General features: G+C 69.3%; 13 protein-coding genes. 7 read left to right on the forward strand and 6 right to left on the reverse strand.

The window, feature by feature from the left end:
* Position 1: 1 nt before the first annotated feature.
* Genes ACEYYH_RS05355 through ACEYYH_RS05365 form a run of 3 tightly spaced genes read right to left on the reverse strand, consistent with a single transcriptional unit; the run spans position 2 to position 3,475 of the window.
* The gene (locus tag ACEYYH_RS05355; RefSeq protein ID WP_374977226.1) at positions 2–754 is read right to left on the reverse strand and encodes an IclR family transcriptional regulator; all 753 of its coding nucleotides are present in this window, start codon (positions 752–754) and stop codon (positions 2–4) included.
* Positions 755–790: 36 nt separating this feature from the next.
* Positions 791–1,936 (reverse strand): alanine racemase, encoded by a 1,146-nt coding sequence (gene alr / locus ACEYYH_RS05360; protein WP_374977227.1) that lies wholly within the window; start codon positions 1,934–1,936, stop codon positions 791–793.
* Between the two features lie 24 nt (positions 1,937–1,960).
* Positions 1,961–3,475, reverse strand: a complete 1,515-nt coding sequence (locus ACEYYH_RS05365; protein ID WP_374977228.1) for an amino acid permease — start codon at positions 3,473–3,475, stop codon at positions 1,961–1,963.
* A gap of 291 nt (positions 3,476–3,766) precedes the next feature.
* Between ACEYYH_RS05365 and ACEYYH_RS05370 the strand changes: the two genes are divergently transcribed.
* Genes ACEYYH_RS05370 through ACEYYH_RS05380 form a run of 3 tightly spaced genes read left to right on the forward strand, consistent with a single transcriptional unit; the run spans position 3,767 to position 7,607 of the window.
* Positions 3,767–4,822 (forward strand): homoserine dehydrogenase, encoded by a 1,056-nt coding sequence (locus tag ACEYYH_RS05370; RefSeq protein ID WP_374977229.1) that lies wholly within the window; start codon positions 3,767–3,769, stop codon positions 4,820–4,822.
* Positions 4,819–6,231 carry an aldehyde dehydrogenase family protein gene (locus tag ACEYYH_RS05375; protein WP_374977230.1) on the forward strand — a complete coding sequence of 471 codons (1,413 nt, stop codon included), beginning with the start codon at positions 4,819–4,821 and terminating at the stop codon, positions 6,229–6,231. The genes ACEYYH_RS05370 and ACEYYH_RS05375 overlap by 4 nt, the downstream gene beginning before the upstream one ends.
* Positions 6,228–7,607, forward strand: coding sequence for an aspartate ammonia-lyase (locus ACEYYH_RS05380; protein WP_374977231.1), 1,380 nt, complete (start codon positions 6,228–6,230; stop codon positions 7,605–7,607). Before ACEYYH_RS05375 ends, ACEYYH_RS05380 begins: the two co-directional genes overlap by 4 nt.
* A 31-nt stretch (positions 7,608–7,638) precedes the next feature.
* Here the strand turns inward: ACEYYH_RS05380 and ACEYYH_RS05385 are convergent, their stop codons facing one another.
* Positions 7,639–8,082 carry an Lrp/AsnC family transcriptional regulator gene (locus ACEYYH_RS05385; protein ID WP_374977232.1) on the reverse strand — a complete coding sequence of 148 codons (444 nt, stop codon included), beginning with the start codon at positions 8,080–8,082 and terminating at the stop codon, positions 7,639–7,641.
* Positions 8,083–8,205: 123 nt separating this feature from the next.
* Between ACEYYH_RS05385 and ACEYYH_RS05390 the strand changes: the two genes are divergently transcribed.
* The 4 genes from ACEYYH_RS05390 to ACEYYH_RS05405 all read left to right on the forward strand — a co-directional run bounded on the left by ACEYYH_RS05390 (position 8,206) and on the right by ACEYYH_RS05405 (position 12,387).
* Complete coding sequence (locus tag ACEYYH_RS05390; RefSeq protein ID WP_374977233.1) at positions 8,206–9,471, forward strand: trans-sulfuration enzyme family protein; 1,266 nt, start codon at positions 8,206–8,208, stop codon at positions 9,469–9,471.
* Positions 9,471–10,367 (forward strand): homocysteine S-methyltransferase, encoded by an 897-nt coding sequence (gene mmuM / locus ACEYYH_RS05395; protein ID WP_374977234.1) that lies wholly within the window; start codon positions 9,471–9,473, stop codon positions 10,365–10,367. The genes ACEYYH_RS05390 and mmuM overlap by 1 nt, the downstream gene beginning before the upstream one ends.
* A gap of 91 nt (positions 10,368–10,458) precedes the next feature.
* The gene (locus tag ACEYYH_RS05400; protein ID WP_374977235.1) at positions 10,459–11,376 is read left to right on the forward strand and encodes a DMT family transporter; all 918 of its coding nucleotides are present in this window, start codon (positions 10,459–10,461) and stop codon (positions 11,374–11,376) included.
* 117 nt (positions 11,377–11,493) lie between these two features.
* The gene (locus ACEYYH_RS05405; protein ID WP_374977236.1) at positions 11,494–12,387 is read left to right on the forward strand and encodes an aldo/keto reductase; all 894 of its coding nucleotides are present in this window, start codon (positions 11,494–11,496) and stop codon (positions 12,385–12,387) included.
* A gap of 1 nt (position 12,388) precedes the next feature.
* Here ACEYYH_RS05405 and ACEYYH_RS05410 read toward each other — a convergent pair whose 3' ends face one another.
* Both ACEYYH_RS05410 and ACEYYH_RS05415 read right to left on the reverse strand, forming a co-directional pair.
* A complete protein-coding gene (locus tag ACEYYH_RS05410; RefSeq protein ID WP_374977237.1) occupies positions 12,389–12,919 on the reverse strand; it encodes a DUF1697 domain-containing protein in 531 nt (176 codons plus the stop codon).
* Positions 12,920–12,964: 45 nt separating this feature from the next.
* Entirely contained in the window at positions 12,965–13,810 is an 846-nt protein-coding gene (locus tag ACEYYH_RS05415) for a helix-turn-helix transcriptional regulator (protein WP_374977238.1), read from the reverse strand.
* Positions 13,811–13,877 lie beyond the last annotated feature (67 nt).

The following is a 13,877-nucleotide window of genomic DNA, read 5'->3' on the forward strand; positions in this document are numbered from 1 at the left end:
GTCAGGGCTCCCGGACGAGTCGGGTCAGATGCGCGTGGGCATCGAGAAGCGCGCCCTGCGCTTCGCGCGCACGGCGCGCCGAGAGCGCCCCGCCGCTGACGCCGATGGATGCCACGATGCCCCGGCTATCGCGGATCGGCAGTGCGTACTCCTGCACGCCTTCGACGTACTCCTCGTGCGCGTTCACCATCCCGCGCTCCCGGTCCCGTTCGAGCAGCCGGTGGAGCTCGTCGACCGATCGTGCCGCACCGGGACCGCCGACGCCGACGAACTGGACGTCGTCGAGGAGGACCTGCAGCTCTTCACGGGTGTGGTCCCAGAGCAGTGCCCTGCCGGGACCCGTGCACCAGATCGGGGTCACGATGCCGGGGCGAAGGTAGTCGGCCGACACCCCGGGACCCTTCTCGGACCGCAGCAGGATCGCGCCCGGTCCCTCGGCCGCCATCAGCTGGGCCGAGACGCTCAGCCGGGAGGCGAGGACGCGCAGGTCCTCCCGAGCTGCGCGCAGCCATGGGCGGCTCAGCGCGCCGGCGGCACGGAAGTACTCATCACCTGCGCTGAAGACCGCGGTGTCGTCCCGCTCGAGATATCCCAGGTCGAGCAGTTCCCGGGTCAGACGCGAGACGCGGCTGCGTTCGATCCCCGTCGCCTCCGAAAGGCGGGACGCGTTGTGGCCCTGGCGCCCGGATCGCTCCTGGGCGACGGCCGCGTCGAGCAGCGCGATGCCCTGCAGCAGCGAGGAGGGAGCGCTCATGGTTCGTGCTTTCTGGGCCGTCGGGGTCGCCGTGTGTCACGGAGTGGGAGTCGGCTCGGAGACCGGCACGTTGACGACGACCCGCGGGTTCAGCCGACCCCACGCGGTGTACGCGGCGGCGGCGATGGTGCCGCTCGCCCGCTCGATGTCGGCCGAGTGGATCTGTGCCGATCCCTGCCGTCCGTAAAGTACCACTTCGTCTCCGGCGCGGGCCGCGGGCACGTGGGTGACGTCGACGATCAGACTGTTCATCGCGAGGCGGTCGACCACCGGCGCGACTGCGCCGCGAACGAGCACGCTCCCGCGGCCGCCGAGCGCGCGCGGATAGCCGTCGGCGTACCCGAGAGGCACGACGGCCAGCCGGCCGGCGCGGTCGAGCCGTCCGGCTCGGTCGTACCCGACGGTGCTGCCGGCCGGGTACGGGTTGATGGCCGCGATGCGGGAGACGAGGCGCATGGCTGGACGCAGACCGGGGAGTGCAGCCGAGGTGTCCCCGTAGAGCGCGGCACCGATCCGGACCATGTCCATGCGTGAGTCGGGGACGCTCAACGCCGCGTAGGACGTGGCGCAGTGCTTCTCCAGGAGCCCGCGAGGTGCGCCCAGCAGACGCTCCGCCGCGCCGGCCTGATCCCGGAAGGTGCGGGCGCCGGCGATCACGTCATCAGCGTCCTCGCACGGGAAGTGCGAGCAGACTCCGACGACGGTGAGCTCGGGGCTCGACGCGATGCGACGAAGGTGAGGCGGCGACTGCGGGTCGTCCCAGTCCATTCCGTCGCGACTGAGTCCCGTGGAATTGAGGGAGAGGTGGATGCGGAGAGGACGCCCGAGCGAGCGGGCGGCAGCGATCACGACACGCGCGTGATCGCCGCCGCCCACCCACTCTTCGATATCGAGGGGGCCACCCTCCTCGATCTCTTCCCGCAGCGCCGCCCTCAGCCGGATGATGCGTCCGCCGAAGCCGCATCGGCGTGCCTCGTCGGCCTCCGTGTTGGAGGTGACCCCGATGACGTCGACGCCCGACGCCATCAGGATCGGAAGCACCACCGACATGCCGTGTCCGTAGGCATCGGCCTTCACCACCCCGCACAGCCGTGTCGTGGCTCCGAGCTCGCCACGGACGAGGTCGAGATTGTCAGCGATCGCACCGGCGTCGATCTCGACCCAAGCAGGCGACGTGCTCATGGGCGCAGCATCCGTCTTCCGTATTCAGGCGCGGGGCCGGCGGACCGGTTCTTCCGCGACAGGGTCGTCCGCCTCGTCGACGGGGGCTTCCTCCGACACCGCGACGACCTGGCGCGCGCCGCGGCGTCCGTAGCGCCACCAGAAGTACAGGTAGCAGAGGCCGACGAACGGAACTCCGAAGTACAGGGCGGCGACCTGATTCGGGTCGAACGCGATGGCGACGAGCGAGATCAGCAGGAGCACGAACGCGAGGATCGGCAGCGCGGGGTAGAGCGGTGTGCGGTAGGGCAGTGCCGAGACGTCGCCGCCTTCGCGCACGAACCGGCGGCGGTGGAAGAACTGCGACGCGACGATCGACATCCACACCGCGACCACGGCGAATCCCGCGATCGACACCAGCACGAGATAGACGGTCTGCGGGGCGATCACGCTCGAGATCAGCGACACCAGGCCGAGTCCGAGGCTGACGGTGAGGGCGACCAGCGGGATGCCGCGGCGGGTGAGGCGCTGCAGCACCCGCGGGGCGTGGCCTTCCTCGGCGAGCGAGAAGAGCATGCGCGCGCAGGAGAACAGGCCGCTGTTGCCGGCGGAGAGCAGCGCGGTGATGATGACGAAGTTCATGATGTCGGCGGCGTACGGGATGCCGACGTACTCGAACACGTCCACGAACGGGCTGCTGGTGAGGCCCGCGTCCTCGTAGGGAAGGAGCGCGGCGATCACCGTGATCGACCCGACGAACAGGATCAGCAGGCGGAAGACGGTCGAGCGGATCGCCTTGGGGATGTTCTTGCCGGGGTCCTTGGTCTCGCCGGCGGCGACGCCGATCAGCTCCGAGCCGCTGAACGCGTAGAAGACGGCGAGGGCGGTGACGACGACGCCCGCGACGCCGTTCGGGAACAGACCTTCGGGGGTGACGAAGTTGCTGAACAGGGGCGCAGCGGGGTGTTCGCTCGAGAGCGGGGTGAAACCGAAGATCGCCATGCCGCCGAACACGATGAGCGCGACGATGGCGACCACCTTGATCAGTGAGAACCAGAACTCGGTCTCACCGAAGACCCGCGCCGAGATGGCGTTGATGCTGAAGAGCCCCAGGGCGAAGATCAGGCACCAGACCCAGACGTCGACACCGGGGAACCAGCGCTGCATCAGGATGCCGGATGCCGTGAACTCCGACCCGAGCGCGACGACCCAGCACAGCCAGTAGAGCCACGCGGTGGTGAAGCCGGTTGCGGGACCGATGGAGCGGGCCGCGTAGATGTGGAACGCGCCCGAGACGGGATAGGCCAGAGCCAGTTCGCCGAGGCAGGCCATCACCAGCCAGACGACGAACGCCCCGATGAGGTACGCGATGATCGCGCCCAGGGGGCCGGCCTGGCTGATGGTGTAGCCCGAGCTCAGGAAGAGCCCGGACCCGATCACGCCGCCGAGGGCGATCATGATCAGGTGGCGCGCGTCCATGGAACGCTGCAGCCGGCGCAGCGGCACCTGCGTCGCCGTGGTGTGGGGGAGAGCGTTCGGAAGCGCACGCTCTTTGGACATCGGTTTCATGGGTTCTCGCATCCGAGGTGAGGAAACGGGTGTGGGTCTGTGCCACATCATCACAACAATGTGTCTATGGTGCACGCACAATGTGTCGGGCACGTTACCTGCCGCGGAGACCGCAGCACAAGAGACCCACGGAAATCCGCGGACCGCGACCGCGGCTCCGACAGACCCTCCGCGGGGCGTGCAGTTTGACATCCCGCATGGGCGATCTGGCAGGCGCGCACTGACGCGACTGCCGGCGATGCTGAGTCGAACCTCTTCCCGAACCTCTTGAAGGAGCCCGACGTGGACCGTCATGACATCGCGCTGATCGGCTTCGGCGGCGTCAACCGTGCGCTGGCGCAGATCATCCTCGACCGCGGCGACGAACTCGCCGACGACCTCGGCTTCACACTGCGCGTCGTCGCCATCACCGACCTCCGGCTGGGGTCGCTGATGCAGGCCGAAGGCATCGACCTGGCCGACGTGTTCGCGATGTCGGACGGCGAGACCTTCGCAGGCAAGCCGGGCGGAACGGCGGCGCCGCAGAACGATTACGTGATCCGCAACAGCACGGCCGACATCGTCGTGGAGGCCACCTTCACCAATCCGATCGACGGCGAGCCGGGGATCTCCCACGTGCGCGCCGCGCTGGAGAGCGGCAAGAGCGTGACCACGACGAACAAGGGACCGATCGCCCTGGGCGGGCACGAGCTGAACCGCCTCGCGGCCGCGAACGGTGTCACCTTCCAGTACGAGGGATCGGTGGTCAGCGGGACCCCCATCCTGCGGTTCGCGTCCGAGACGCTCAAGGGTCTGCGCATCAGTGCGGTCGAAGGCATCCTCAACGGCACCAGCAACTACGTGCTCGGTCAGATGGAGTCGGGCATGACGCTGGACGCCGCCGTCGCGGAGGCTCAGGCGCTCGGTTACGCCGAGGCGGACCCGACCGCCGACATCGAAGGTTCCGATGTGCAGCTGAAGGTCGTGATCCTGGCCAACGAACTCCTCGGTGCCGACATCACCACGGCCGACGTCACCCGGCGGGGGATCTCCGAGGTCTCCGCTGCCGACATCATCGAGGCCGCCGCGCAGGGCAAGCGCTACAAGCTGATCGGATTGGCGTTCCGCGACGCCGCCGGAACGGTCACCGCCAAGGTCGAGCCGGTGGCGCTGCCGCTCACCCACCCGCTCGCCAGCGTGAGTGGCCCGACGAACGCGGTCTCGTTCGACACCGATCTCCTCGGCACCGTGACCGTCTCGGGACCCGGTGCGGGGCGCGTCGAGACCGCCTACGCGCTGCTGTCCGACATCATCGCGATCGACGCGCACCAGCGTGCTCGCGCCGAGGCCGTCCGGTGAGCATCGTGGAGAACACGCAGACCATCGGCTTCGGGTATCCGGACCTGGTCGTCACGGATCCGTTCGATGGACGGGTGATCGGCGCCGTCCCGCAGAACGGACCCGCCCAGCTCGAGCAGATCCTCGGGCGCGCCCGCACCGGGTTCCGGCTGTCGCGGTCGCTGTCGCGGTTCTCGCGGCACAAGATCCTCGAGCGTGCGTCCACGCTGCTGGGGGAGCGCGCCGAGGCGGCCGCCGACCTCATCGTGCGGGAGGCGGGGAAGACCGTCCGTCAGGCGCGGAAAGAGGTCGCCCGTGCGGTCATGACGCTCTCGCTGTCGGCGGACGCGGCCCGCTCCGATTCGGGCGAGGTCGTCCCGTTCGACGCATTCGAAGGCTCGGAGAACAGGCGCGGGTGGTTCACCCGCGAGCCGCTGGGCATCGTCGTCGCCATCACCCCCTACAACGATGCGCTGAACCTGGTCGCCCACAAGCTGGGTCCGGCCATCGCCGGTGGCAACTCGGTCGTGCTCAAGCCGTCGCAGCTGACCCCGCTGACCGCGCGGTTCCTGGTCGACCTGCTCATCGACGCGGGCCTGCCCGATGAGATCATCACGGTCGTGCACGGCGACCGTGAACTGGCGCAGGCGCTCGTCTCCGCCCGCGAGGTGCGGATGGTGTCGTTCACCGGAGGGTTCGCCACGGGTGAGGCGATCGCCCGCAACGCCGGTCTCAAGAAGCTCGCGATGGAACTGGGTGGGAACGCTCCGGTCATCGTGTTCTCGGACGCCGACATTCCCGCTGCGGTCGAGGCCTGCGTGTCCGGCGCGTTCTGGGCAGCCGGGCAGAACTGCGTGGGTGCGCAGCGCATCCTCGTGCAGAGTGCGGTGTACGAAGAGTTCCGCGATCGCTTCGCCGCGCAGACGATCGCCCTCAACGCGGGTGACCCGCGCGACGAGGCCACCGACGTCGGGCCGATGATCTCCGTCGCGTCTGCGGAAGCCGCCGAGCGGCTCGTCGACGACGCGGTGGCGGCAGGGGGCCGCGTGCTGGCGGGGCACCGCCGGGAAGGCGCCGTGTACTGGCCGACCGTCGTCGAGGGAGTGCCGTTCTCCTGCGAGCTCTGGGCTGACGAGGCGTTCGCGCCGGTGGTCGTGCTGTCGCCTTTCGAGACGGAGGAGCAGGCGATCGCGCAGGCGAACGAGATCGACTACGCGCTGCACGCCGCCACCTTCACCCGTGACATCACCCGGGCGCTGCGCGTCTCGGAGCAGCTCGAGGCCGGGGGAGTGATGATCAACGACTCCTCCGATTACCGTGTCGACAGCATGCCGTTCGGCGGCGCGAAGTACGGCAGCATGGGCCGCGAGGGCGTGCGATTCGCGTACGAGGAGATGACCCAGCCCAAGGTCATCTGCATCAACGCATGAGCACGGTCGCAACGCGGCTCGAGCGCGATTCGCTCGGCGAGCTGGAGGTGCCGGCCGAGGCCTACTGGGGCATCCACACGGCCCGCGCCCGGGAGAACTTCACGATCAGCACCACGCCGATCTCGCAGCATCCCGATCTCGTCCGCGCCCTTGTCACGGTGAAGGATGCTGCTGCCGCCGCCAACGGCGAGCTCGGGCTTCTGCCGGCGGGCGTGACGGAAGCCATCGCCTTCGCCTGCCGGCGGGTGCGGGACGGCGAGCTGCACGACCAGTTCTGCGTCGACGTCCTCCAGGGCGGTGCGGGTACCAGCACGAATATGAACGCCAACGAGGTCATCGCGAACGCCGCCCTCGAACATCTGGGGCTGCCGCGGGGCCGCTATGACGTCGTGCACCCGATCAACGACGTGAACCGGAGCCAGTCGACCAACGACGTGTACCCGACCGCGGTCAAGATCGCCGTGGCGAATGGGCTTCTGCGGCTCGTGCCGGCCCTGGAGGAGCTCGCCCGTGCGTTCGAGGAGCGAGGCGCCGCGTTCCGCTCCATCGTCAAGATCGGCCGGACCCAACTGCAGGACGCCGTGCCCATGACGCTCGGCGACGAGTTCGCCGCGTTCGCCGTCGCCATCCGCGAGGACGTGGTGCGCATCGGCGACACCGTGCCGCTGTTGCTGGAATGCAGCCTCGGTGGCACCGCCGTCGGCACCGGCGTGACCGCTCCGGCCGGATACCGGGATATCGCTCTGGAACGGCTCCGCGAGCGCTCCCGCCTTCCGATGACCCCGGCGGCGCACCTGTTCGAAGCCAACTGGGACGTCAGCGCCCTCCTGCAGTCCTCGGCCGTGCTCCGCCGCACCGCGATCAAACTCTCGAAGATCAGCAACGATCTCCGGCTGCTCGCCAGCGGTCCGCAGGCAGGTCTCGGCGAGATCCGCCTGCCGGCCCGCCAAGCCGGATCCTCGATCATGCCGGGCAAGGTGAACCCGGTCATCCCCGAAGTGATGAACCAGATCGCTTTCGCAGTCATGGGCGCCGACGTGACGATCGGCGTCGCGGCCGAGAGTGGTCAGCTGCAGCTGAACGCGTTCGAGCCGATCATGGCGCACTCGCTCCTGCAGTCGATCTCCTGGGTGACTAACGGTGTCTCGGCCTTGCGACGGTTCTGCGTCGAGGGCATCGAAGCCGACGACACCGTTCTCGCACGGTATGCGGCATCGTCCGTCGGCGCCGTGACGGCCCTCGTGCCGTCGATCGGCTACGAGGCGGCCGCCCATGCGGCCCAGTACGCTCTCCGGACCGGCATGCCCATCGCCGACGCGGTGGCGCAGCACACCGCGTTGTCTCGGGAAGAGGTCGCCGAGCTCTTGGCTCAGTAGGCGCTGCCGCCCGGACTCCCGTGCGGCAGCGTCACCGCCGGTCGATCGCCGTCGACAGCGAGACCGCGGTGACGGTGTCGGCCACGCCCGGCAGCGCGGCGATCTGCTCCCAGATCTGGCCGACGCGATCCATCGAGTCGGCTTCCAGCGTCACGAAGAGGTCGTACGCACCCGACAGCACGTCGCAGCGAGCGACCTCCGGGATGCCGCGCAACGCGGCGATCACCCGATCGTCTCGCATCCGGTCGACGCGGTAGACCATCACCAACGCGGTCACGCGCGGCCGCGACGCGGTGCCCCTGACGACCGTGTAGCCGGCGATGACGCCATCGCGCTCCATGCGCTCGATGCGCTGCCGCACCGCATTGCGTGACAGATGCACCTTGCTTGCCAGCGCGACCATCGGCAGCCTCGCGTCCGCGGTCAACGCTGCGAGCAGCTGCTGGTCGATGTCGTCCAGGTGCGATGCGGTCATCATGTCTCCGTGCATGATTGGCAATTGCAAGTGTTAATGACACACAGTACCTTAGGTTCGGGGCGCCGTTTCGCGGCCGACGCCGAACAGCAACCCGTCTTCTCACAGGAAAGTAGGAACGCGATGTCGCCACGACCGGACCGCCGCCGGGTCGAGACCCTGTCAGACCTCAGCCTCGCCGTGCACGGCGGCAATCGCCTCGACTCCACGAAGGCGCTCCGCACACCGCTGGTGATGGCGAACTCCTACGAGCTTCCCGACGACCCGAGCGACATCAGCTGGTCCGCCACCGCGCCGGGGCTGTACACGCGCAACACGGGCGTCAATCAGGCCGGCCTGCAGGACAAGCTCGCAGCGCTCGACGGAGGCGAAGACGCCGTCGCGCTCGCGTCCGGTGTCGCCGCCCTGCACGCCGTCTTCTTCACGCACGTCCGCGTCGGCGACCACGTGATCGTCAGCGACATCACCTATGAGGCGACCTGGCGGCTGTGGAACGAACTCCTGCCGCAGCGATACGGCATCGAGGCGACGTTCGTCGACGTGGGCGACCTCGACGCCCTGCGCGCCGCGTTCCGCCCTCACACCCGGCTCGTCTGCATCGAGGCCATCGCGAACCCCACCACGAAAGTGGCGGACGTCGCCGCGATCGCGGAGATCACCCATGCCGCCGGTGCGATCTTGATGGTGGACTCGACCTTCACGCCGCCGCCGTTCTACCGCCCCCTCGACGACGGCGCCGATCTCGTCGTCCACTCCCTGACGAAGTACATCAACGGCCACGGTGACGCCATGGGCGGGGCCGTCATCGGCTCGCGCGAACTCATCGAGCCGATCAAGGCTGACGCCATGGTCGACGTCGGCGGAGTGATCTCACCCTTCAACGCCTGGCAGATCCACCGCGGCTCGGTGACCCTCCCGCTGCGGCTCAGGCAGCACCTGGCCTCGGCGCAGGCCGTCGCCGAGTTCCTCGAGAACGACTCACGGGTGGAGTACGTCTACTACCCGGGCCTCCCTTCCCATCCGGAACACGAACTGGCCACGCGGCAATTCGGGGGTCGCGGCTACGGCGGCATGATCGCCTTCGCCGTCGCCGGCGATCCCGACACGCAGAACCGGTTCGTCGCCAACCTCCGGCTCATCACGTCGGGCTTCTCGCTCGGGCACGACGACTCGCTGATCGTGCACACCGGGACCGAGGGCGGTCGCGTGGCCACCTACCCGCTGCCCTTCCGCACGTTCGGCCACCTCCGCCTTTCGGTCGGCATCGAGGAGACCTCCGACCTCCTCGCAGATCTCGAAGCCGCCCTCGACGCGACCTTTCCGTCGTCGACGTATCTCGTCGAGTCTCGGGCCGCGGACCCGACCCGATCCGAGATGATGTCCCGGTGATGACCCCGACGACATCTCCCGTGGTCGTGCTCGACGGTGGCCTGTCGAACGCGCTCGCCGAACGCGGCCACGATCTCACCGACGAACTGTGGACCGCCCGCCTGTTGCGGGACGCGCCCGGTGAGGTTGCTGCGGTGCATCGTGCCTACTTCGACGCGGGCGCGCAGGTCGCCACGACCGCCGGCTACCAGGCGAGTGTCGCCGGGTTCGAACGCAACGGCCTGACTCGTGCCGAAGCGGAGGACCTCATCACGCGGAGCGTGACGATCGCCCGCGAGGTGCGCGACGAGGTCGTCGAGTCAGCCGGTGACGACGTGGTGCGTCTGGTGGCGGCATCCGTCGGTCCGTATGGAGCCGTGCTCGCCGACGGATCGGAGTACCGCGGCCGGTACGGGCTGAGCCGCGCTGCGCTGCGCGACTTCCACGCCCCACGGATGGAACTGCTCGCGAGCGCGGGGCCCGATCTGCTCGCGTTCGAGACGATCCCGGATCTCGACGAGGTCGCGGTGCTGGTGGACCTCGCCGACGAGTTCGCGGTTCCCGCCTGGCTGTCGTGCACGGTCTCAGGCGACCGGCTGCGCGACGGCGCCCCCGCCGTCGAGGCCTTCGCGCTCGCCGCCGGCCATGATTCCATCGTGGCCGTGGGTGTGAACTGCTGCGCGCCCGGCGATGTGCTGCCGGCGGTGCGGTCCGCGACGGCCGCAAGCGGCAAGCCTGGGATCGCGTACCCCAATTCGGGCGAGACGTGGGATGGCACTGCACGCCGGTGGGTCGGCGACCCGGAGTTCGACCTGGCGCTCACGACGGCATGGGCCGAGGCGGGCGCACATTTCATCGGTGGATGCTGTCGCGTCGGCCCGGCAGCCATTGCCGCGATCGCGCGGGCGCTCGGCTGAGGAGATCACTCGCGGGCATCGGCACAGTTGCGCGAACCCGTCCTCCTGCGCGGCCGCTGTAGCGTGAGCACCACCGCCGAGAGGGGGACGGATGCCATCGACGATCACGTCGTTCCCCCTGCTCGGCATCGTCCTGGCCGTCGCGTCGGCGGGCGCGCTGGCGCTCGGCAACATGATGCAGGCGCGCGGCGTGCGACGGGGCGTCGTCGAATCCTTCGGGGCGAAGCAGTTCTTCGCTCTGCTGCGCAACGGTCCCTGGGTGATCGGCGCGCTGCTGATCGGGGCGGCGGTTCTGCTCCAGCTGGCGAGCCTCACATTCGCACCGCTCATCGTGGTGCAACCCGTCGGGGTCGTGGCACTCGTCTTCGCGTCACTGCTCACGGCCCGCGCGACGCACCGAAGGCCGTCCGCGAAAGAGATGCGTGCCATCGCGACCAGCGTCGTCGGGGTGGCGGCGTTCGTCACGGTCGCCGCGATGGTGAGCACCCAGCGCACGATCCAGGACCGCCAGCTCGTCGCCATCCTGGTGGCACTGGTCGTCGTGCTCTGCGTCGCGATGGTCCTGGCCATCGTGGCACGCGGACGCCCCGTGCCCGCGGTGCTGATCGTGGTCGCCGCCGGCGTGTTCTCGGGTTTCGTTGCGACGCTCGGCAAGACGGTGATCCTGCGGGTTCAGACGGTGCTCATCCACCAGGACTACCGCTTCGACTCCTCGAATCTGCTGACCCTGGCCTGCCTCATCGGGATCGCGATCTCGGGCGGCCTGTCGATCTACCTGGTCCAGCGGGCGCACACCGTCAATTCCCCTGAAGTCGTCGTCGGCGGGCTCACGGTCATCGATCCCTTCGTGGCGGTGGTGCTCGGCATCACGATCCTGGGCGAGGCGATGGGTGCGCCGGTGTGGTCGCTGCTGGTGCTGGCGGCGGCCGGCGCTGTGGCGGTGTGGGGTGTGATCGATCTCGCCCGGGCGCAGCAGGCGAACGCGAGCGACGTCTCGCTCGAGAGCTGAAGGGATGGGATGCTGCGACCCCGCCTTCCGCTCTATCCGCCCGTGCTGTTCGGTGTCCAGTCCCTGCCTGGTGTCGCACGATCCTGGCAGGCTGGGGTGATGCGAGAAGGAGATGCGATGAAGCAGCGCACGCTGGCGGGGCGACAGGTTTCGGCGATCGGGCTCGGCGCCATGCCGCTGTCGATGAACAACGACAAGGTGTACCCGTCGTTCGAGGATGCGGTGGCCACTGTGCACGCCGCGCTCGACGCCGGCGTGACGCTCATCGACACCGCCGACATCTACGCGCCGGCGTGGGACGAGGTCGGGCACAACGAACGCATCGTCGCGGAAGCCGTGCGCACCTGGGACGGCGACGCGTCGAGCATCTTCGTCGCGACGAAGGGCGGCATCACCCGCAGCGAAGGAGAGGTCTGGGGTCGCGACGGCTCGGAGGCGTACCTGCGTTCGGCGGTCGAGAAGTCGCTCGACATCCTCGGCGTCGACCAGATCGAGCTGTACCAGTACCACCGCCCCGACCGCTGGCTCGTCTACGGCGACATCATCGCGGGGCTGAAGGCACTGCAGGACGACGGCCTCATCCGCGCCGTCGGCATCTCGAACGCGAGTGTCGAAGAGATCCAGATCGCGATCGACGTGCTCGGCGAGGGCAACCTCGCCAGCGTGCAGAACGAGTTCTCGCCGAAGCACCCGGGCAGCATCGACGAGCTGCGCTTCTGCGGGGAGCGCGACATCGCATTCCTGCCGTGGAGCCCGCTCGGTGGCACCGGCGGAGGAGCGCGCCGAGTCGGCGACCGGTTCTCGGCGTTCCGCGAGGTCGGCGAGGCGCACGGTGTCAGCCCGCAGCAGGCCGTGCTCGCGTGGGAGCTGGCGCTGGGCTCGCACGTCATCCCGATCCCGGGAGCGCGGCGCGCAGCATCCATCATCGACTCGGCTCAGGCGGCGAACCTCGAGCTCAGCGCGGACGAGGTCACGCGGCTGTCGGAGTCGGTGGGGATCTTCGACGACTGACTCACGCGGACGGGGAGCCGAAGCGCGCGACCAGGCGGAGGAGCGTCGGGAGCCCGCGGGAGGTCGCCCGATCGCCGGTGAGGCGCTCGAGCACGGGGGTGGCGTTGCCCTGACCGTCGACGTCGTTGCGAACGACGGCCCAGCCGGGACCGGCGTCGACGATCGAGCAGCCGGCGCGCGTCATGAGGCTGATTGCATCCGGCGTCTCGGCGTCGACCGTTCCGCCGCGGTGGAGGGTGAACTCGTGCCGGCGCGGGTCGGGTGTCTCGCCGTGTTCGTCGACGACGGCCACGAGGTCGGCGAGCGAGATCCAGAGGATGTCGCGCTCGTGGCCGGATCGAGCGGCGATCGCCTCGGCTGCGCTCGCGATGACCTCGGCGGGTTCGTCGGAGTCGAACAGGATCGTGCCGTTGCTCTGGAAGGTCTGAACCTCGTGGCATCCGGCATCGGCGAAGCCGGCCACGATGTCGGCGGTGGAGGGATGGCCGCGCTGACCCTGGTTGACGTTTCGCATGAAGGCGACGCAGCGCATACGCCGAGAGTAGAGGAGCGGCGCTCTGGGCGTGGGCGTGGGCGGTCAGCGGCCGGCGGCGATCTCCTGCGTGCCGATGACCGAGAGCAGCTGCAGCCGCTCGGAGCTCGGTGTGCCGGGCGTCGCGGTGAGCACGAGGAGGGTCTGGCCCTGCTCGGGGTCGATGAGGAACTGGCACTGCATGTCCATCACGCCGACCTCGGGGTGCTGCAGGCGCTTCTCGCGGGCGTGGGTCGAGCGCACCTCGTGCTCGGCCCACAGCTCGGCGAACTCCGGGCTCTCCTGCAGAAGCGCCGCGACCATCGCGCCGGCACGCGAATCCGCGCCGAACTTCGCGTAGGCGGTACGGATGTCGGCGGTGAACGCGCGCGAGAGGTCCGGATGGTCTTCGGCGGGGTACACGTTGCGGGCCGACGGGTCGACGAACCAGCGGTAGCCGACGCTGCGCATGAAGCCCTCGAAGCGCGTCTCGTCGCCGAACAGCGCGCGGGCTGCCGGTGTCTGGGCGAGCGTCTCGCCGAGTTCGGTCATGACCTGCGCGGGTGTGTCGGCGAGCCGGTCGAGGATGCGCATGAGGCCGGGCGAGACGTGCTCGCTGCGCAGGGCGCGGGCGGGCGCGGTGTGACCGGCGAGGCGGAACAGGTGGTCGCGCTCGTCGAGCGTGAGCCGGAGGCCGCGGGCGATCGCGGCGAGCATCTGCTCCGACGGCTGCGGACCGCGGGCCTGCTCGAGCCGGCTGTAGTAGTCGGTCGACATGTCGCAGAGCGCGGCGACCTCCTCGCGCCGAAGCCCGGCAGTGCGGCGCCGAGACCCGCGGCGCAATCCGACGTCCTCGGGCTGCAGCGCTTCGCGGCGGCGACGCAGGAAGTCGGCCAGCTGTGCTCTGTCCATCACCTGAGTCTGCGGCATCCGTCATTCCTCAACCAGGGCCCGGTGCGTTCCGACTCGCTTCGCCCGC

The sequence above is a fragment of the Microbacterium trichothecenolyticum genome, from assembly GCF_041938625.1.
GTDB lineage: Bacteria > Actinomycetota > Actinomycetes > Actinomycetales > Microbacteriaceae > Microbacterium > Microbacterium trichothecenolyticum_D.

Bases quoted from the DNA above. Each gene is read 5' to 3' on its own strand.
- ACEYYH_RS05355 (WP_374977226.1), bottom strand. From the start codon at position 754: ATGAGCGCTCCCTCCTCGCTGCTGCAGGGCATCGCGCTGCTCGACGCG.
- ACEYYH_RS05385 (WP_374977232.1), bottom strand. From the start codon at position 8,082: ATGACCGCATCGCACCTGGACGACATCGACCAGCAGCTGCTCGCAGCG.
- ACEYYH_RS05400 (WP_374977235.1), top strand. From the start codon at position 10,459: ATGCCATCGACGATCACGTCGTTCCCCCTGCTCGGCATCGTCCTGGCC.
- ACEYYH_RS05415 (WP_374977238.1), bottom strand. From the start codon at position 13,810: ATGGACAGAGCACAGCTGGCCGACTTCCTGCGTCGCCGCCGCGAAGCG.
- ACEYYH_RS05380 (WP_374977231.1), top strand. From the start codon at position 6,228: ATGAGCACGGTCGCAACGCGGCTCGAGCGCGATTCGCTCGGCGAGCTG.
- alr (WP_374977227.1), bottom strand. From the start codon at position 1,936: ATGAGCACGTCGCCTGCTTGGGTCGAGATCGACGCCGGTGCGATCGCT.
- ACEYYH_RS05390 (WP_374977233.1), top strand. From the start codon at position 8,206: ATGTCGCCACGACCGGACCGCCGCCGGGTCGAGACCCTGTCAGACCTC.
- mmuM (WP_374977234.1), top strand. From the start codon at position 9,471: ATGACCCCGACGACATCTCCCGTGGTCGTGCTCGACGGTGGCCTGTCG.
- ACEYYH_RS05410 (WP_374977237.1), bottom strand. From the start codon at position 12,919: ATGCGCTGCGTCGCCTTCATGCGAAACGTCAACCAGGGTCAGCGCGGC.
- ACEYYH_RS05405 (WP_374977236.1), top strand. From the start codon at position 11,494: ATGAAGCAGCGCACGCTGGCGGGGCGACAGGTTTCGGCGATCGGGCTC.
- ACEYYH_RS05365 (WP_374977228.1), bottom strand. From the start codon at position 3,475: ATGTCCAAAGAGCGTGCGCTTCCGAACGCTCTCCCCCACACCACGGCG.